Origin of the sequence: Rhizobium sp. NPDC090275 (genome assembly GCF_044772225.1) — a bacterium.
Taxonomy (GTDB): domain Bacteria; phylum Pseudomonadota; class Alphaproteobacteria; order Rhizobiales; family Rhizobiaceae; genus Rhizobium.
Map to the genome: position 1 here is coordinate 362,028 of NZ_JBIVYL010000007.1, position 18,367 is coordinate 380,394.

Here is an 18,367-nt window from a genome sequence, read left to right on the forward strand (position 1 = left end):
GTCGTTTCGCGACGCGCGCCGTCAAAACTGCTGGTAGAGAAGCGTGACGGCGTTGACGCGGCTTTCCTCGCTGCCCGCCTCGACGCCAAAGAGCGACAGGAACGGCGACGCAGCACCGGTCGAGCCGTCCGCGAACATCGACTGGAGCCGCTGGGATTCGCTCGCCTGCTGCGCCTGCTTGCGCACCAGATCAGTCAGGTCGATATCATCGCTTTTGCTGACGGCGCTGGCCGATGTCGCCGATGCCTTCGAGGCCGAGGCGCTTGCGGTGTGCGCCGGAGCGGTCGGCAATGGCGTTGCTACGGGAGCCGTGCCGCCGGGCGCGTCGGTGCCGGACGCCGGTGCGGTGCTGCTCTTGTCGTTGGCGGGCGTGGCGGCGGCGTTCTGCTGCGGCTGTGCCGGCGCGGCCTCGTCGGCAGAGGCCGGCTGCGTCTGCGTGGCCGGTTGTTCGGCTGGCTCGCTGGCCTCGCCTGGGGTCACCGGCTCGCCTGCCTGCTGCGAGGGGGCTGCCTGCTGCGGCTCTGGTTCGGCCGGAGTTGCTGCCTCGGGCTCGGAATTGGCCTGAGGTTCGGTTTGGGGCTGGGCGGTGTATGTCTGGTCGTCCGTTTCCTGGGGCGGGTAGCTGATGGGCTCTTCGCTTGCCGGGGAGGGGGAGGTGGATTGCTCGGGTGCGGGCGATGTCTCCGAGGCGCTTTGGGGTGCGCTTGTCGAGGAACTGGATCCCCCGGAGGGTTGGTTGGGATAAAATATGCCGTCGAGTAACATATGCGAAGCCTTGGAAATTGAATAACTCGCGCCGGATAGAGGCAATCCCTTGCGAAAATCTCTCAAACAGCCGTCGCGTTTTAAGACAAGTTTAATGATCTAAATTTGCATCTAGTTGAATTGATTGGCGAATACACGCCCTGCGGAGCGTGACGCTCTTCGCCCCTCAAAATTCAAGGGAAAATGCGCGCCACACGTGCTGTTAATACAGTCTTAAGCCTGTGATGAAACCGGCCGCAGCAATCGCAATGCGTTGATCGTCACCAGCACCGTGGCGCCTGTGTCGGCGAGGATGGCGGGCCAGAGGCCGGTGATGCCGGCGATGGTCGTGACCAGGAAGACGGCCTTCAGGCCGAGCGCGATCGAGATGTTTTCGCCGATGTTGCGCATGGTGCGCTTCGACAGCGCGATCATGGCGGCGACGTCGGAGACGCGGCCGTGAAGGATCGCGGCGTCGGCGGTCTCCAGCGCCACATCCGTGCCGCCGCCCATGGCGATGCCGACATCGGCCGCGGCCAGCGCCGGCGCGTCGTTGATGCCGTCGCCGACCTTGGCGACCTTCAGGCCGCTCTTCTGCAGTTCGCCGACAATGCGCTGCTTATCCTCGGGCATCAGCTCGGCGCGGACCTCGATACCGAGCTCCTTGCCGATGGCGTTGGCGGTGCGGGCATTGTCGCCTGTCAGCATGACGATCCTGACACCTGCGTCGGTCAGCGCCTTCAGGCCCGATTTGGCGTCGTCGCGCGGCTCGTCGCGCATGGCGATGGCGCCGGCCAGTTGGTCGCCGACCACAAGCACGGAGACGGTCTTGCCTTCGTCGTTCAGCCTGGTGATGCCCGCCTGCTGCTCGTCTGACAATGCTGCGCGTTCGGCGGCGGCCTTGGGGAAGCCGAGGAAGATCGGCTGGCCGGCGACAGTGGCGGTCACGCCCTTGCCGCCGAGCGCCTTGGCGTCGGTTGCCTGCGGGATGGCGATGGCGTCGCGCGCGGCCCTGCCGAGGATGGCGAGCGCCAGCGGGTGGCTGGAGCCAGTCTCAAGTGCCGCGGCATAGGTCAGCACCTCGGCCTCGGGCTTGCCGAAGCTCAATATGTCGGTGACAACAGGCTTGCCCTCGGTCAGCGTGCCTGTCTTGTCGAGCGCCACGGCGGTGATCTTGCCGAGCGTCTCGAGAACCGCGCCGCCCTTGAGCAGCAAGCCGCGCCGCGCGCCTGAGGACAGCGAGGCGGCGATGGCGGCGGGCGTGGAGATGACGAGCGCGCAGGGGCAGCCGATCAGCAGGATCGCGAGGCCCTTGTAGATCCATTCGTCCCATGCGCCACCAGCGACCAGCGGCGGCAGGATGGCGACGAGGGCGGCAACGACGACGACACCAGGCGTATAATAGCGCGAGAAGCGGTCGATGAAGCGCTCGGTCGGCGCCTTCTTTTCCTGCGCTTCCTCAACGAGGCGCACGACGCGGGCGATGGTGTTGTCGGCGGCAGTGGCCGTCACCTTGACGCGCAATGCCGCGTCGCCGTTGACGGTTCCCGCGAAGACGACGTCGCCTTCGCCCTTGCGCACCGGCGTGCTTTCGCCTGTCACCGGGGCCTCGTCGATCGCGCTTTCGCCGGACAAGATGATGCCGTCGGCGGAGATGCGGTCGCCGGGGCGCACGAGAATGGTCGAACCCACTGCAAGCGTTTCGGCAGGCACCTCACGGGTTGCGCCGCCTTCTTCGAGAAGGGCGCTCTTGGGCACCAGCGTCGTCAGCGACTGGATGCTGGCGCGCGCCTTGCCGGCCGCGACACCTTCCAGCAGTTCGCCGACCAGGAACAGGAAGACCACGGTCGCTGCCTCTTCGCCGGCATGGATGATGACGGCGCCGACGGCGGCGATTGTCATCAGCATCTCGATCGAGAAGGGCGTGCCCGACAGCGCGGCCATGACCGCGCGGCGGGCGATCGGGATGAGACCGACCAGCATGGCGGCGATGAAGGCATAGGGCGCGATCGAGGGGACGAGATGGCCGACGATGTAGGCGATGACGAGGGCGGCGCCCGAGAAGATCGTCAGCCGCCCCTTGCGGCTCTGCCACCATGGGCCGGACATGGGCGCATGGTCGTGGCCATGCAGGCCTTCTATTTCGGCGGATGCGCTTTGGCTGTCGTGAGCATGATCGTGTGCGTGGTCATGGTGATCGTGATCATGATCATGATCATGATCATGATTGTGGTCGTCGTGCGCATGGTCCCGCGCGTGGCTGTGTCCGTGATCATGGCCGCAGTCCGGTCCATGCACATGCTCGGCGCCGTGGCCGCTCGGGCGGGGCGTCTCGGTGGTCGCCAACGGGCGCAGACCGTATCCGAGGCCGATGACCTTCTTTTCGATCGCGGCAAGATCGCTGCTGCCATCGTGGCGGACGGTCATGGTACCTGCGGTTACCGACACCGAGACGTCCTCAACGCCGGAGACGCGGCGCACGGCGGTATCGATCTTGGCCGCGCAGCTGGCGCAATCCATGCCATCGACCCTGTAGCGCTTCTCGATCCTGTCGCTCATCATCGGCTTCCTTATGGGCTTCCTTGTCATTGACGAGCATCCTTCCTACATCCTCTAGCGACTAGAGGTGCAAGGGGGAAATGATGAAAAAGATCACCATCGGCGAGGCATCGCGCCAAAGCGGCGTGAAGGTGCCGACGATCCGCTATTACGAGGGCATCGGCCTGCTGAGCGCGCCGAGCCGCAGCGAGGGCAACCAGCGCTCCTACGAGCCCGCCGATATCAGCCGCCTCGTGTTCATCCGCCATGCCCGCGAACTTGGCTTCGAAGTCGATGCCATCCGCACGCTTCTCATCCTGCAGGACGATCCGAACCAGTCTTGCGCCTCGGCCGACGCGATCGCCAAGGCGCGGCTCATCGACGTGGAGCAGCGCATCCGCAGCCTGATGGCGTTGAAGGTGGAGCTGGAGGCCATGGTCGCTGGGTGCGGTCACGGGCGGGTCGATCAGTGCCGGGTGATCGAGGTTCTGGCCGACCACGGGCAGTGTGCGCATAACCATCACTGATTTGGCACCACTGATCTGGCATCACCGAGTTGTCCGATCTTTGTGCAGACCTTTCTAGTGTGTGAAGAAAAGCCGCGAAACATCATAACAAGCGGTTAGCGCTGCACATCATGAAGGCGGTTCGCCTAAAGTTTGTGCGAACTATGATTCTGATTTTATTTAGTTTTTTTCACTATAGTCGCCGGAATCAGCCATCAAAATCATGTGATTGTGACATTGCCGATGACAGGTATTCAGAGAGCATTCGTTTCGACCGATACTCCCAATGATGATTTCCAGTCTCTCTTCGCAACCCATCCGTCGCCGATGTGGGTCTACGACCCCGACACGTTGCGCTTCCTGATCGTCAACAATGCCGCCGTCGATCTCTATGGCTATTCGCGCGACGCGTATGCCGGCATGACCGTGCTCGACATTCGCCCCGCGCATGAGCGCCAGCGGATGTTGACAGCCGTGCACGCGCGCTCTGACATGGAGCGGGCCGAGCGCTGGACGCATCTGAAGGCCGACGGCACGATGCTCGAGGTGCTGACCTATGGGCGCGGCGTGCGCTTCAACGGCCGCGATGCGATCCTTGCCATCGTGCAGGACCAGACCGAGGTGAATGCCGCGCATCGCGAGGTCAGCGACACGCGCTCGCTCCTGGACAGCATCGTCGACAACCTGCCGGTCGGCGTGTTCGTCAAGGACATGGACGCGGATGGTCTCTATATCCTCTTCAACGAAGCCTGCGGCGAAATCGTCGGTCGTCGTTCTGTCGACGTGGTCGGTCGCAGCGATCATCTTTTCTTCGACAAGGAGCAGTCGGCGGCATTTCGCGAGCAGGATGCCCGCGCTTTCGCGGCGCCTGCGGCGATCAGCTTCGAAGAGACGATGCAGCGCTCAGATGGTCAGCAGCGTATCCTCAGAACCGTCAAGCGCGCCCTGCCGTCGCCCGATGGCAGCGCCCCGCGCTACCTGCTCGGCATCTCGCAGGATGTGACCGAGGAGCGCTCGGTCGAGGCGCGGCTTGCCTATATGGCGATGCACGACGTTCTGACCGGTCTGCCGAACCGCGCCTTCTTCGCCGAGCACATCAAGCGCGTCTCTTCGCTTGCCACCGCCGACAAGCCGGTGGCGCTGCTTTATCTCGATGTCGATCACTTCAAGCATATCAATGACAGCAAGGGCCATGCGGCCGGCGACGCGCTGCTCTGCCAGGTCGCGGCGCGGCTGACCGGTCTTTCCTGCGAGGGCGATCTCGTGGCGCGGCTCGGCGGCGACGAGTTCGCGCTGGTGGTGGGCTTCCGGGAGGCCGGCTGCATCGAGCGGTTCGCCGAGCAGCTGCTCACGTCGCTCTCCTCGCCCTTCGATCTCGACGGCGTCAACGAGCATGTCACCTGCAGTATCGGCATCGCGCTGGCTCCCGATCATGCGGAAGACGATGACGTGCTGATGCGGCACGCCGACCTTGCGCTCTACGCCGCCAAGGAGAGCGGCCGCTCGACCTATCGCTTCTACGAGCCCTCGATGCGGCTCGAGGCCGAGCGCCGGCACATCCTGACGGTGGAGTTGCGCGAGGCGCTGCAGAAGAACCAGTTCGAGCTCTACTACCAGCCGATCGTCCAGCTGGAAAATGACGGGCTCGGCGGCTTCGAGGCGCTGATCCGCTGGAACCACCCGGAGCGCGGGCTGGTGCCGCCGATGGAGTTCATTCCCGTTGCGGAAGAGACCGGGTTGATCGTTGCGATCGGCGAGTGGGTGCTGCGCGAGGCCTGCCGGACGGCGGCGCGCTGGCCGTCGGAGCTGAAAGTGGCCGTCAACCTCTCGGTCAGCCAGTTTCGCCACACCAGCCTGCTCGCCAGCGTCGTCTCGGCGCTCGACGAGAGCGGGTTGCGGCCGGAGCGGCTGGAGATCGAGATCACGGAATCGGTCTTCCTCGCCGATGTCGGCCAGAGCCTGCCGCTCCTGAAGGCGCTGAAGGAACTCGGGATCCGCATCGCCATCGACGATTTCGGCACCGGCTATTCCTCCTTCAGCTACCTGCGCGCCTTTGCCTTCGACAAGATCAAGCTCGACCGCAGCTTCATCGCCGGCATCGACACCGACCCCGGCAACCTGGCGATCGTGCGCGCCGTGGTCGGTATCGGCTCCGGCTTCAACGCGACGACGCTGGCCGAGGGGATCGAGACCGACGCGCAACTGCTGCGGTTGCGTCAGGAGGGGTTCCACGAGGTTCAAGGGTATCTGCTGGGCAAGCCGATGCCGCTTGCGGAAGCGGAGCGGTTGATCGCGGGCGGGGGCGTGGTGGCTTCGACCGCGGCTTGAGGGGAGTGGGTTCGGTGTGACTTTGGAGAGGGTGTGCCGTGGATTACCCCCCTCTGTCCTGCCGGACATCTCCCCCACAAGGGGGGAGATCGACCCGTGGCGTGCGGTCGCCAAGCAATTGAGGTTAGAGCGAGCGGCTGCCCCCAGCCAATCTCCCCACCTGTGGGGGAGATGCCCGGCAGGGCAGAGGGGGGAAACACACGGCACGACGGCCATGAGAGCACGCACCACACGCCAAAACGCCCACCCCCCCCAAAAAATCACCGCCCCTTGCACGCGCCCCCAATCCTTTCTATATCCACGCCCAGACAAGAGCCGGCGGTCGATCCCGCTGGTCGCGATGCAAATCCGCCAAAATTCTGTAGGATAGGGCGGATCGAGATACCCTTTTGAATTGGCAGCACCCCTTGAACACACTGGATTTTGACAAGAGGCCGGAAGATACGCGCGTTGTCGTGGCCATGTCTGGCGGCGTCGACAGCTCGGTCGTGGCCGGTATTTTGAAGCGGCAGGGCTATGATGTGCTCGGCATCACGCTGCAGCTCTACGATCATGGCGCGGCCGTGCATCGCGCCGGTTCGTGCTGCGCGGGCCAGGATATCGACGATGCGCGCCGAGTGTGCGAAACGCTCGGTATTCCGCACTATGTGCTGGATTACGAAAAGCGCTTCCGCGACACCGTCATCAATCCGTTCATGGAAAGCTATGTCGCCGGCGAGACGCCGATCCCCTGCGTGTCGTGCAATCAGACGGTCAAGTTCGCCGATCTGCTTGAGACCGCGCGCGAGCTCGGCGCCGATGCGCTGGCGACCGGTCACTATATCCGCTCCGGCGCCAATCCGGCGCCCGGCAATCCCGGTCGTCGCGCGCTCTACCGCCCGGCTGACGCCGATCGCGACCAGAGCTATTTCCTGTTTGCCACCACGCAGGAGCAGATCGACTATCTGCGCTTCCCGCTCGGCGGACTGCCGAAGGCGGAAACCCGCAAGCTCGCCGAAGAGATGGGCCTCGTCGTCGCCAAAAAGGCCGACAGCCAGGACATCTGTTTCGTGCCGCAGGGCAAGTACACCGATATCATCAACAAGCTGAAGCCGAATGCGGCGCTGGCGGGCGAGATCGTGCATCTCGACGGCCGGGTGCTCGGCCAGCATGAGGGCATCCTGCATTACACGATCGGCCAGCGGCGCGGTATCGGCGTTGCCACCGGCGAGCCGCTCTATGTCGTCTATCTCGATGCCCGCTCGCGGCGCGTCATCGTCGGCCCCAAGGAAGCGCTGGAGACACACCGTGTCTATCTGCGCGACGTGAACTGGCTTGGAGACGAGGAGCTTGCGCAGGCGGCTGCGGGCGAGGGCTTTGCCTGCTTCGCCAAGGTGCGCTCGACGCGCATGCCGACGCCGGCCGTGCTGCATGCCGATCACACCGGCATCTACGTGGATCTCGCGGTGGGCGAAGCGGGTGTCGCGCCCGGTCAGGCCTGCGCGCTTTATTCGGCGCCGGGCGACAATGCGCGCGTTTATGGCGGCGGTTTCATCGAGCGCTCGGAGCGCGAGCCAGCGGCGGAAGCATCGCTGAAGGCGCTTCTTGAAGGTGCCGTGGCGGCGTGACAAAAGCCCGGTGATTTTCTCGATCATGTGCTTGACATGACCGTGAAGGCCGCCTTATAAGCCGCTCATTCAACGAGCCGGGCGCATCGCAATCGGCATCGTTCGGTGGTTTGGCTGGGTAGCTCAGTTGGTGAGAGCGCAGGATTCATAACCCTGAGGTCGGCGGTTCAATTCCGCCCCCCGCTACCATTCTTCCGGCGATAACAACGTCTTAAGACAATGTGCCGGCCACCAGGAATACACCAGCCCAAAACAAAGCGGACATTTCCGCGGCGACCAGAAAGCCAAAAACGCTATCGTTCATGTTTTCCTCCTTCGGCAACCTCCATTGCCTAGAGGAAACGATAGGTCGGATCGCATTGTTCCGCCACCAAAAAAACACTTCCTCGCCTTTTCTCATTCCTGAGCCGGCTATTGCGTGGCGACGATGCAACTTTTTTGCCGTCCGTGCGTATTCACTCCGGGCGACCGTATCGCCCGCGATTGATCGTTAATTGACGGGGCGGGCGTGACCGTCCTTGCTGTCGCAGGGGTGACGATGCGGGTCGTGCTTTACATGCTTGGAATTGTCGCGATCGCGGGAGGTGCGGTGCTGGCCGCGCATGCGAGCGGCTATATCGGCCATGCCGGCGTGATGCCGTCCACGACGACGAACTGGTGGATGTTCGGTGGGTTGCTGATCAGCTTTGCCGGTGCCGCGATCATATTCTCCGCGCGCGGCGCGGATTAGCGGGCCCACAATTCACACAGAGATAACAAGAAGGCGGGCCGCGCCGAAGCGCGACCCAGGTCGTTTGCGTTTGCTTAGAAGGTACGCTGGAAGCGCAGGAAGCCCTGGACCTGTTCGGGTGCGTTGTCAGGGTCGTAATACTGGACGCTGAGCTTGGTGAGCAGGTTTTTGGCGATCTTGTAGTCGACGGTCACGCCGGCGCGCCAGGCGTCGCCGCCGGTGAACTCGCCGTTGGAATCCAGCGAGATCTTGCTGAAATACTGGTAGCCGGGGATGATCGAGAGCTTGTCGGTGGCCTTGTAGACGTATTGCGCGCCGAGTGCCCACTCGGATTCCTCGTAGTAGTAGTTGGCGCCGCTGGCCCACAGGCCGTAAACACCGAGCTGGCCCGGGCCGATGTCGGCAAACAGGATGCCGCGCAACGCCACTTCCTCGGTGTCGGTGTCGTAACCGGCTAGCAGGTAGCCGCTGACAGCGCCGGCCTTACCGAAGAGCTGGCCGGTGACGCCGATGTTGTTCGGGCCTTCGCCCGGTTTGGTGCGGTAGCGATCTTCCAGTTCGTCGACGGACACGCCGGCGCTGAAGTTCGGCGTCTCGTACATGTAGCGAACCGAGTTATGGATCGTCTGGTTGCTTGAGATCACGTCGGTTTCGCCGGTGCCGATGCTCTTGTCGTTATCCCACCAGGAATACTGCATGCCGACGCGCAGGCCCGCGAGGTCGATATAGCCTTCCTGCAGAAGGGCGGTCTGATTGGTGGCGTTTTCGGCGTTGGTGCGCAGCGTGATGACGCCGGTCAGCGTGCCGTATTCGGTTTCGCTTTTCGAGCTCAGCGTGATCTGGCCGCGGGTCCATGACGACCAATCGGACGTGCCGGAGCGGTCGCGGCCGAAACGCTCCTCGACACGGATGTAGCCGCCGATCGAGAGACAGGTCTCGGTGCCGGGGATGTAGAAGTAGCCGGTGCCGTAGGCGTCGCAGACGCGGACGTATTCGACGGCTTCGGGTTCGGCCGCGACGATGGCGTCGGCGGCCTGTGCTGCCGACATGATGCTCATGGCGGCGGCTGTGCCTAGGAGGATGGTACGGATAGTCATAGGGGGCGTTCCTATCGTGGTTGATAGGAATTTGCCTACTGGATGGCCGGTGACAGTCCGATGACAACATTGTGGCGGCGCGGACGCTCATGCTGCATTGCGAAACCTGTATCTCATCCGCAACATATCTAATTGTACCAGCAAAGCGAGAGATTCCAGCGCCGGTTGTGAAGGTCGCATTGCGCGGCCTTCAATGGTTGATTGCGCCTAGAACGTCCTTTCAGCCCTTGGGGAACTGGCTGGCGCGAGGCCCTGCCAGGGTCACCTGCCAATTGGCCTTGCTGTTGAAGTTCTGGCTGGCGAGGAAAGTGTAGCCCGTGCGCTGCCATGGCTTGACGTTGTAGGCGAGGTTATCAAGCACGTAATCGCCGGACTTCAGACGGGCGATCAGCACGAGGTGGTTCTCGCCGCTGTGATCGAGGACCACCGAGAGCGCGAGCTTGCTGGTCGGAAAGCCGATATCGAGCAGCGTCTTCATCTTCAGGAGCGCATAATCCTCGCAATCCCCCTTGTTGTTGACGGGCAGCGTCCAGTCGTCCGAACGGCGGCCCTTGGTGATGCGGTCCTCGGTCGGCTTCACCTTCGAATTTACATAGCGATTGACCGCCTGAAGCGCCCGCAACGCCTCCTTGTCCCCAACATCGGTGCCACCCTTTCCATGACATACCCATCCGTATTTGGCACAGGCAGCACCAAATCCAACAGGTGGAGCGATAGAACGGCTGGCGGGAATTTCGGACCCTGCAAAACTCTGACTAGAAATTAAAAGAATACTCATAACAAAACTTAGATTGGCCGCAATTCTCCGCATATAAAGCTCCTTGTGTTGCCCAGTGGTTCCGCGATTATCTACTATTAGATGATGCTTTTATACTAAATAATGCAATTGCAGCCGAAATGAGTACGCTCCTCATTTTTATTTGTCCTTTCTAATTTATAGCTCACTCATATAAAAATTCCCTGTTAACGCCACGTTAACGATGGGAGTGAGCGAAATGAACAGAACACTATTGAAGCTCTCTGTCAGTGTAGGATTTCTGCTGGCAGGAACGAGCCTAGGGAGCGCTCAGGCGCTCAATCTCGATTGCAGAAACGTGCAGCCGGGATCGATTGAGGAGCGACTGTGCTTCCCGGTGCAGTCGATTTTTGACGAAAATCCCTTCACGGATTCCAACCATGATCGGTTCGGACGGAACGGCAACGGCGGTTCCGGTAACAACAGTGCCAACAATGGTGGCAGCAATAATGGCGGCAGTAGCAGCGGTGGTACCGATACTGCAAGCGCCGGCCCTATCACCGTAATCAGTGATCCTGGCGGCGAGGATGACGGCAACGGTCGTGGCCGTCATCGTGGCCGCCATCATGGCGGCAACAACAATGGCGGTGGTTGGAACGACCCCGGTGATGGAAATGGCCACGGACATGGCCACGGTCACGGCAGTGGCGGTGGAGGCGGTGGTAGCGGCGGCAATGCCGGCAACGGCGGCAATGGCGGCGACAACTACGGCGGTAATGGCGGCAATGGCGGCAATGGCGGCGGCGGCGGAAACGGCGGCAACTACCATGGCGGCAAGGGTGGCAACGGCGGCAATGCCGGAAACGGCGGCAACGGCGGCAACAACCGCGGCGGCGATGGCGGCAATGCCGGCAACGGCGGCAATGGCGGCAATGGCGGCAGCTGGTGGGGCGGTGACGGCGGTAACGGCGGCAAGGCCGGCAACGGCGGCAACGGGGGCAATAACCGTGGCGGCAATGGCGGCAAGGGCGGCAACGGCGGCGGCGGCGGCACTGGCGGCAGCTGGTGGGGCGGCGACGGCGGTAACGGCGGTGCTGCCGGCAACGGCGGCAGCGGCGGCAACAACCGTGGCGGCAAGGGCGGCAGCGGCGGCAACGGCGGCAAAGGCGGCAATGGCGGCGACAACCACGGTGGCAACGGTGGTAATGGCGGCAAGGCCGGCAATGGCGGCAATGGCGGCAGCAACAACGGCGGCAACGGCGGTAATGCCGGCAACGGTGGTGCCGGTGGCAACGGCGGCAGCAACCACGGCGGCAACGGCGGAAGCGGCGGCAATGCCGGTAACGGCGGCGCCGGCGGCAGCAACAACGGTGGCAACGGCGGAAGCGGTGGCAACGGTGGTGCTGGCGGCAGTGGCGGCAGCAACGGCGGCGGAAGCGGCGGCAACGGCGGTAATGCCGGCAGCGGCGGCGCCGGCGGCAGCAACAACGGCGGTAACGGCGGTAATGCCGGCAACGGCGGCGCCGGCGGCAATGGCGGCAGCGGTAGTGGCGCTGGCGGCGGCGGCGGCGGCGGTACCGGCGGCAACGGTGGCGCCGGCGGCAACAACGGCGGCGGTAACGGCGGCTCCGGCGGCAACGGTGGTGCTGGCGGCAACGGCTCCAGCAACGGCAGCAGCGGCGGCGGCGGCGGTGCCGGCGGCAACGGTGGTGGCGGCGGCAGCGGTGTCGGCGGCGGCAACGGTGGTGCTGGCGGCAACGGCGGCAGCGGCGGCAGTGCCGGTGGCGGTTCCGGTGGCTCTGGTGGCAACGGCGGCGCCGGCGGCAGCAGCGGTCACTAAGCCTCGGTCGCGCATGCCTCGATGGGGAAATGGCGACGGTTTACAAAAGCCGCGCCATTTCACCTTCGCAAACATCAAGCCCGGGCGAGGTGCCCGGGCTTTTGGAGTTTAGACATGATGCCGTCGGCAGGTCGCGAAGCGCCGGCGCAGCGATCTCGGATGGTCTCAGGTGCCGGAGAACTGGGCCGCGCGCGGTCCGGCAAGGGTGACCTGCCATGCGCTCTTGTTGTTGAAATTCTGGCTGGCGAGGAAAGTATATCCGGTGCTGGACCAAGGCTTTACGCTGCCGGCGAGATTGTCGAGCACATAGTCACCCGACTTCAGGCGGGCGAGCAGCACGACGTGGTTGCCGCCGTTGCGGTCGATGACGACTGAGATGGCGAGCTTGTTTGCGGGAAAGCCGGCGTCGAGCAGGGACTTCATCTTCAAAAGCGCGTAGTCTTCGCAATCGCCCTTGTTGTTGATCGGCAGCGACCAGTATTCGGCCTTGCCCGTCGTGGCATAGTCCGTTGCCGGCCGGACGCTTGAATTGGCATCGCGGTTGATCTTCTTCAGAAGCGGCATCGCCTTTTCGTCGCTGATGTCGCCGCTGCTGGTGTTGTGGCAGAGCCAGGCATAGCGGGTGCAGGCCGAGGGGAAGCCGATGGGCGCGCCGATCGACCGGGAGGCGCGTAGCATGGAGCCGGCCGTGCTGGTATTGGGGAAGGCCATCAGCATTGTCGCCAATACTGAAATCATGAATGATATGCGCATGATCACACCTTTCGGCTCGCCGCGTGGGCACGCGGCGGCAGTCTATGTTGCTGAATTTGATTGAAATTTTATGCGTTAGAGGTTGAAGACGTACTAACGGTTCGGCCTTTCAATGCGGCCGTCTATTAGCGCCTTCTTACCTTCTGATGGTGAGTCGGACAAGGAAATCGCGGGTATTGTCAGGCAAAGCCCACAGATCTTTGCGTCCGGGCCACCCTCACTTACCCGACCGTCATCCGCCGCAGCCTGTCGCTTTTCCAGTAGAACTGGTGGGCGAGGGCGCCGAGTACGTGCAGGCCGATCACCGCCCACAGCACGACCTTCAAGATCTCGGCATGAACGGAGCCTGCTGCGCTTATCCCAAAATAATAGGCGGCCATTCCGCTCAGCGGCATGGCGAGCAGCAGAAGATAGAGCAGGCCATGCGCGATGCTCGCTGCCGCGCGTAGCAGCGCTGGTTCCTCCGCCGAAGGTGCCGGCACGCCTTGCGTTGCCCTCAGAAGGAGGCGAAGCGCCACAACGACCAGGATCGCGATGCCGGCCCAGGCATGGATGTTGGCGCTTGCGATTTGGTCTGCTGTCGCCGTGCCGTTGAGGCGCATGCTGCGGTTCCAGGCGTTCATGCCGTCGGGGAACAGGAGATTGAAGAAGACGAGCAGCGCCGTCAGCCAATGCAGGATGCGTTGCGCGAGTGAATAGGATTGCGGGGACGAAGATGTCGCGGTGTGCGTTTCAAGCGGCATGCGGATCGCTTTCGGTTGTCAGCCCAGGCGCCGCATAGCCCTCTCAACTGACGCAAGCCTGAAACGCGCCCGCGTCGCTCCGCCTGCTCTCGACACGAAAAAGCCCGGTGCAGGACCGGGCTCTTTCGACAGGCGGCGTGCCGCCTTGATATATGCGAGGTCAGAACTTGAAGCCGACGCCGACGGTCACGACGTTCTGGTTGAAGTCGGTATCGACGCCCAGAAGGTCCTTGCTGCCGTAATCGTTGTAGCGATATTCGAGGCGGCCGAAGATGTTGTCGGTGAAGGCGTAGTCGACACCGGCACCGACCGTCCAGCCGGAGAAGGTGGCGCTGTCGCTGCCGAGAGGCGTATCGACATGGCCGCGGGCACCGGTCCAGCCGGCGGCACCGTAGAGCAGGGCGTGGTCAAGCGCATAGCCGACACGGGCGCGAACCGATCCCGTCGTGTCGAACTTGTAGCTGTTGACGCCGACGTCTTCGGAGTTCCAGTTGTAGGAAACGTCGCCCTCGACACCCAACACGATGCTGTTGTCCAGCTGCCAGTTATAGCCGGCGAAACCGGTGATCAGGCCGCCATTCATGTTGGACGAGCCGATGCCGGAGAAATCACCATTGCCCCAGGCGCCGCCGCCCTGAAGGCCGGTGTAGAAGCCCGTCCAGGTGAAGACAGGTGCTGCCTGCTCGACGGGTGCGGGTGGTGGTTCGGAGACAAGGTCGGCCGCCGACGCTGACCCGGCAAGCATGAGTATCGCTGCTGACGCAGTAACGATGCGAACATTCATGATAGATCCCTCTCCTATGAATAAGGGTACACTCTTCACTTCAATCGGGAACCGCGGTGCCCAACCGTGGATCGCTGCGTTTCGCACGAAGAAGCCGTGCCGCAGACAATGGCGCCTATGCGACCCGACGTACCAACGTCGCCACATCTCGAATGGTTCCATCACAAATGGCTAATTTTACGGCGAAGGGCCGGGAGAGTGCCTATTCGGCGGCCAAAGTCGCGTTTCTCTGGCTCAGGAATGCGCCTATATCGGCGGCAGGCATCGGTCGGCCGAAGAAGTAGCCTTGGCCGACATCGCAGCCGAGCTCCAGCAGGTGGTTCAGCTGGCGCGGCTCCTCGATGCCTTCGGCGGTGGTCTTGATGTTGAGGCTGACGCCGAGCGCCAGCATCGCGCGCACGATCTTTTCCTGGCGCTCGTCGTCGCGATAGGTGGCGATGAAGCTCTTGTCGATCTTGATCTTGTCGAAGCGGTAGCTGGCGAGCTGCGAGAGGCTGGAATAGCCGGTGCCGAAATCGTCGAGGGCGATCTGCACGCCGGCATCGTGGAGTTCATCGAGGACGGCGGCGGCGCTCGCCGGGTCCTGGATCAGGGCGTTTTCGGTGATCTCGATCTCGAGACGATGGGCGGGAAGATCGTTGACCGTCAGCGCCTTGAAGATGCGTGATGTCAACAGGCGGTCTTCCATCTGCACCGGCGAGACGTTGAAGGAGAGCGTGATGTGATCGTCCCATGCGAGCGCATCATTGCAGGCCTGGCTCAGCAGATCCTCAAAGAGGACGGTGATCAGCCCGGTCTCCTCGGCAATGCCGATGAAGACTGCGGGTGGAATGCTGTTGCCTTCGTCGTCGGTCCAGCGGGCGAGTGCCTCGAAGCCGCAGACCTCGTCGGTCTTCAGATCGATCAGCGGCTGATAGAACGGACGGATAGCCTTGTTCTTGATCGCGACGCGGAGCTTCGCTTCGAGCGAGGCGCGCAGTGCTACCTTGTCGCGCATCGAGGCTTCGAAGGCGAGATAGTTGTTCGGCCCGCGCGACTTGGCTTCGTACATGGCGAGGTCGGCGCGGTGGGCGGTATCCTCCAGGCGTTCGCCCTGCTGCCAGCGGTCATAGCCGACGCTGGCGCCGACTTCGACGGCAAAGCCATTGATGTGGATCGGGCGCGTGACGGCCTGGATCAAAAGCCGCGACAGGCGCTCCTCGTGCTGCGACGAAAGACCGGTCGCGACGATGATGAATTCGTCGCCGCCGAAGCGATAAACGGAATCGGCGCTGCCGATGGCGCAGATGCGCTTGGAGACCTCGACCAGCAGCGCATCGCCGCCATTGTGGCCGATCAGGTCGTTGACCTTCTTGAAGCCATCGAGATCGACGCAGAAAATGCTGACGTTGCGCTCCCATTCGTCGCTGTATGCATCGATCTGCGCGCGGCGATGCAGGAGAACGGCGCGCTCGAAGGCGTAGCGGTTGGGAAGCTTGGTCAGGTGGTCGTGCGTTGCGGTCCAGTCGGCCTTGGCTTCCGCCTTGGCGCGCAAGTCCATTTCCTTGCGAAGATCGGTGATGCGCAGGACGGAATAGACGAAGCTCATCGTGCCGGCGACGGCGAGCGCCAGAACCAGCTTGTCGGCGCCGTAGCTATCGAATTGCTGGACGAACAAGGCGAGCAGATCGCCGAATTGCAACACCGCGCCGACGACCCACAAGGCCGCGCCAAGCACCATGAGGGACAGCCACTGCCGTCCGGCTCTGCTCCGGAAAAATACCGGCATGCTCCCCACTCCATCTCCACCTTGGCGGGATATAGCACGGAAGTCTAAAGTATCCGTTGAAACTAGGGGGTGACTTCTAGTTATTGCCGCCTACTCATAGGCGTATCCGTATCTAATGAAATACGGGAAAGGAAACGGGCGAACATCGTCGTTCGCCCGCTATTCACATGCTCTTAGAGATGCATCAGCATGGAGACGGTGACGGCCAGGCACAGAAAGATCGCGCCGCCCGTAAACCGCATGAGACGCGTGCGTTTCAGCCGCGCCCCGTTCCAGTCGTAAGACATGGTCAGGCCTCCTTTTACGAAGGATTATCACCTGGAGAAGCCAGGCGATTTAGCTTTTGCGCAATTGGCTTGCGCAAGGCTTATCTAAATTTCTGGATGTGAAACTATTGAAATTACACGCGGTCGAAGCGCAGCGACCAGCGTGTGCCGTTGCTGGTCATCCTGATGGCGGAAAGCGGCTCGACATCGATATGCCAGAAGGACGGCAACGGCGCTCCAAGCGCGATCAAGACCGCGACGCGGATGGTGGGGGCATGGCTGATGGCGATGGCGTGGCCGCCAAGCGCGGACTGCGCCTGCATCCAAGGCGCGACGCGATCGCGAAGGGCGCGGATGCTCTCGCCGCCGTGCGGAGCCGCGTCGGTGTCGGTCAGCCAGGCGGAGAGGGCGTCCGGTTCGCTCTCCAGCAGCGTCATGATCGACTGGCCCGCCCATCGGCCGTAATCGCAATCGGCCAAAGCGGGAGCGATGTGGGCGCCAAGCCCGAGGGCATCGGCCGTCTGGCGGGCGCGCAGCGCGGGGCTGGTCATGATGCGGTCGGCGCGCGGCATTCCTGGCGCCAGCGCCCGGGCGTCGATCATCGCCTTGTCCTCCAGCGCCTCGTCGAGCGGGAAGCGGGCCTGCCTGACAGCGTCCGTGGCGCCGTGACAGATGAAGGTGAGACGCGTCATCACGCTGGTTTTTTCCTCATCATGCGAGCGCTGCCCTTCTGCAACTGTGCCCTTGTGTGACAGCGCGTTGACAGGTCGAGGCCGGCAGCTATAACGTTGATCTCGTAGGTTTGGAAGCCGGTGAAATTCCGGTGCGGTCGCGCCACTGTGATCAGGATGAGGATACCTCAAACTGGAAGTCAGACCCTACCCACGAACATTCTCGACTGAACGCGTTATTCCAGGAGGAATTCATGTCTCATACCACGCTCGCGCCCACCTCGGTGGCTGCTCCCATTCCGGTCGGCGATATCCTGCCATGGGCCATTTTCGGCGGCCTGCTAATGCTGATCGCCATCTATTTCGTCGGCACCGAAGAAGGCGCGATGGCGCTGTTCAACGGCATGTATGTGCACGAATTCGTGCATGACGGCCGACACCTGCTCGGCTTTCCCTGCCATTAAGGGAGTTTGAGACATGGTTGGAAAACTTTTGCTTCGCGGCATGCTGGCGGGCCTGATCGCTGGCGTCCTGGTGTTTGCCTTTGCCCATACGTTCGGCGAGCCGCTCGTCGATCAGGCGATCGGTTTCGAAGAGGCGGCAGCACAGGCTGCCGGTGAAGCGGCCGAGCCGGAACTGGTGAGCCGCGCCACGCAGGCCGGCATCGGCCTGTTCACCGGCGTGATGGCCTATGCGATCGCCGTCGGCGGCATTTTCGCGCTGATCTTCGCCTTCGTGCAGGGCCGCGTCAGCAGCCTCAGCGCGCGGGGCACCTCGGCGGTCATCGCGGCGGCGGCCTTCGTTGCCGTCGTCATCGTGCCGAACATCAAGTATCCCGCCAATCCGCCCGCGGTCGGCAATCCGGATACGATCGGGGTCAGAACCGAGCTGTTCTTCCTGATGATCGTGGTGTCGATCGCCGCGCTGATTGCCGCGATCTCGCTTGCCCGGCGGCTGGTGCCGCGCTTCGGTGCGTGGAACGGCGCGATCATCGCCGGATTTGCCTATGTGCTCTTCATCGGCGTCGTGCAGTATCTGCTGCCTGTCATCAACGAAGTGCCGGAGAATTATTCGGCGTTGGTGCTTTGGCGGTTCCGCACCACCTCGATCGGCATGCATGCGATCCTGTGGACCGTGATCGGCCTCGCATTCGGGGCGCTTGCCGAGCGCAAGCTGGCGGTTGCCTCGGCCGTTCGCCGGCCGGCCGCGCCGGTTCTTCACTGACGAAAAGGAAAGCCCCGGTTCGGCCGGGGCTT

At 63.0% G+C, this 18,367-nt stretch carries 16 protein-coding genes, 1 tRNA gene and 1 riboswitch; of the genes, 8 read left to right on the plus strand and 9 right to left on the minus strand.

Annotated elements, in window-relative coordinates:
- Positions 1-21 precede the first annotated feature (21 nt).
- Entirely contained in the window at positions 22-765 is a 744-nt protein-coding gene (locus ACIQUB_RS19960; RefSeq protein ID WP_162737590.1) for a hypothetical protein, read from the minus strand.
- Positions 766-978: 213 nt separating this feature from the next.
- Entirely contained in the window at positions 979-3,303 is a 2,325-nt protein-coding gene (locus ACIQUB_RS19965) for a heavy metal translocating P-type ATPase (protein ID WP_402931474.1), read from the minus strand.
- Positions 3,304-3,386: 83 nt separating this feature from the next.
- Between ACIQUB_RS19965 and ACIQUB_RS19970 the strand changes: the two genes are divergently transcribed.
- From ACIQUB_RS19970 to ACIQUB_RS19990, 5 genes are all read left to right on the plus strand, one after another.
- The gene (locus ACIQUB_RS19970; RefSeq protein ID WP_112944944.1) at positions 3,387-3,809 is read left to right on the plus strand and encodes a helix-turn-helix domain-containing protein; all 423 of its coding nucleotides are present in this window, start codon (positions 3,387-3,389) and stop codon (positions 3,807-3,809) included.
- 222 nt (positions 3,810-4,031) lie between these two features.
- Positions 4,032-6,116 (plus strand): bifunctional diguanylate cyclase/phosphodiesterase, encoded by a 2,085-nt coding sequence (locus tag ACIQUB_RS19975; RefSeq protein WP_113239157.1) that lies wholly within the window; start codon positions 4,032-4,034, stop codon positions 6,114-6,116.
- Positions 6,117-6,523: 407 nt separating this feature from the next.
- Positions 6,524-7,723, plus strand: coding sequence for a tRNA 2-thiouridine(34) synthase MnmA (gene mnmA / locus ACIQUB_RS19980; RefSeq protein WP_047509300.1), 1,200 nt, complete (start codon positions 6,524-6,526; stop codon positions 7,721-7,723).
- Positions 7,724-7,835: 112 nt separating this feature from the next.
- Positions 7,836-7,912 (plus strand) — tRNA-Met (locus tag ACIQUB_RS19985).
- 319 nt (positions 7,913-8,231) lie between these two features.
- Positions 8,232-8,453: a hypothetical protein gene (locus tag ACIQUB_RS19990; RefSeq protein ID WP_162737601.1), complete on the plus strand. Its 222-nt coding sequence runs from the start codon at positions 8,232-8,234 to the stop codon at positions 8,451-8,453.
- A 74-nt stretch (positions 8,454-8,527) separates the two neighbouring features.
- Here ACIQUB_RS19990 and ACIQUB_RS19995 read toward each other — a convergent pair whose 3' ends face one another.
- Complete coding sequence (locus tag ACIQUB_RS19995) at positions 8,528-9,550, minus strand: porin (RefSeq protein ID WP_402931477.1); 1,023 nt, start codon at positions 9,548-9,550, stop codon at positions 8,528-8,530.
- Positions 9,551-9,770: 220 nt separating this feature from the next.
- Positions 9,771-10,361, minus strand: a complete 591-nt coding sequence (locus ACIQUB_RS20000; RefSeq protein ID WP_113239265.1) for a transglutaminase-like cysteine peptidase — start codon at positions 10,359-10,361, stop codon at positions 9,771-9,773.
- 184 nt (positions 10,362-10,545) lie between these two features.
- On the opposite strand from ACIQUB_RS20000, the gene ACIQUB_RS20005 reads away from it, so the two are divergent.
- A complete protein-coding gene (locus ACIQUB_RS20005) occupies positions 10,546-12,126 on the plus strand; it encodes a hypothetical protein (protein ID WP_402931479.1) in 1,581 nt (526 codons plus the stop codon).
- A 165-nt stretch (positions 12,127-12,291) separates the two neighbouring features.
- Here ACIQUB_RS20005 and ACIQUB_RS20010 read toward each other — a convergent pair whose 3' ends face one another.
- The 5 genes from ACIQUB_RS20010 to ACIQUB_RS20030 all read right to left on the minus strand — a co-directional run bounded on the left by ACIQUB_RS20010 (position 12,292) and on the right by ACIQUB_RS20030 (position 17,135).
- The gene (locus ACIQUB_RS20010) at positions 12,292-12,879 is read right to left on the minus strand and encodes a transglutaminase-like cysteine peptidase (RefSeq protein ID WP_113239691.1); all 588 of its coding nucleotides are present in this window, start codon (positions 12,877-12,879) and stop codon (positions 12,292-12,294) included.
- A gap of 221 nt (positions 12,880-13,100) precedes the next feature.
- The gene (locus ACIQUB_RS20015; protein WP_113239690.1) at positions 13,101-13,622 is read right to left on the minus strand and encodes a cytochrome b/b6 domain-containing protein; all 522 of its coding nucleotides are present in this window, start codon (positions 13,620-13,622) and stop codon (positions 13,101-13,103) included.
- A gap of 160 nt (positions 13,623-13,782) precedes the next feature.
- Positions 13,783-14,406: an outer membrane protein gene (locus tag ACIQUB_RS20020; protein WP_112944403.1), complete on the minus strand. Its 624-nt coding sequence runs from the start codon at positions 14,404-14,406 to the stop codon at positions 13,783-13,785.
- A gap of 202 nt (positions 14,407-14,608) precedes the next feature.
- A complete protein-coding gene (locus tag ACIQUB_RS20025; RefSeq protein ID WP_113239689.1) occupies positions 14,609-16,174 on the minus strand; it encodes an EAL domain-containing protein in 1,566 nt (521 codons plus the stop codon).
- 400 nt (positions 16,175-16,574) lie between these two features.
- On the minus strand, positions 16,575-17,135 hold the full coding sequence (locus ACIQUB_RS20030; RefSeq protein ID WP_113239688.1) for a histidine phosphatase family protein: 561 nt from the start codon (positions 17,133-17,135) through the stop codon (positions 16,575-16,577).
- A gap of 109 nt (positions 17,136-17,244) precedes the next feature.
- Positions 17,245-17,317: riboswitch (cobalamin riboswitch) on the plus strand.
- Positions 17,318-17,365: 48 nt separating this feature from the next.
- Between ACIQUB_RS20030 and ACIQUB_RS20035 the strand changes: the two genes are divergently transcribed.
- The gene (locus ACIQUB_RS20035; RefSeq protein ID WP_018902549.1) at positions 17,366-17,575 is read left to right on the plus strand and encodes a CbtB-domain containing protein; all 210 of its coding nucleotides are present in this window, start codon (positions 17,366-17,368) and stop codon (positions 17,573-17,575) included.
- A 13-nt stretch (positions 17,576-17,588) separates the two neighbouring features.
- Entirely contained in the window at positions 17,589-18,335 is a 747-nt protein-coding gene (locus ACIQUB_RS20040; protein ID WP_113239687.1) for a CbtA family protein, read from the plus strand.
- Positions 18,336-18,367 lie beyond the last annotated feature (32 nt).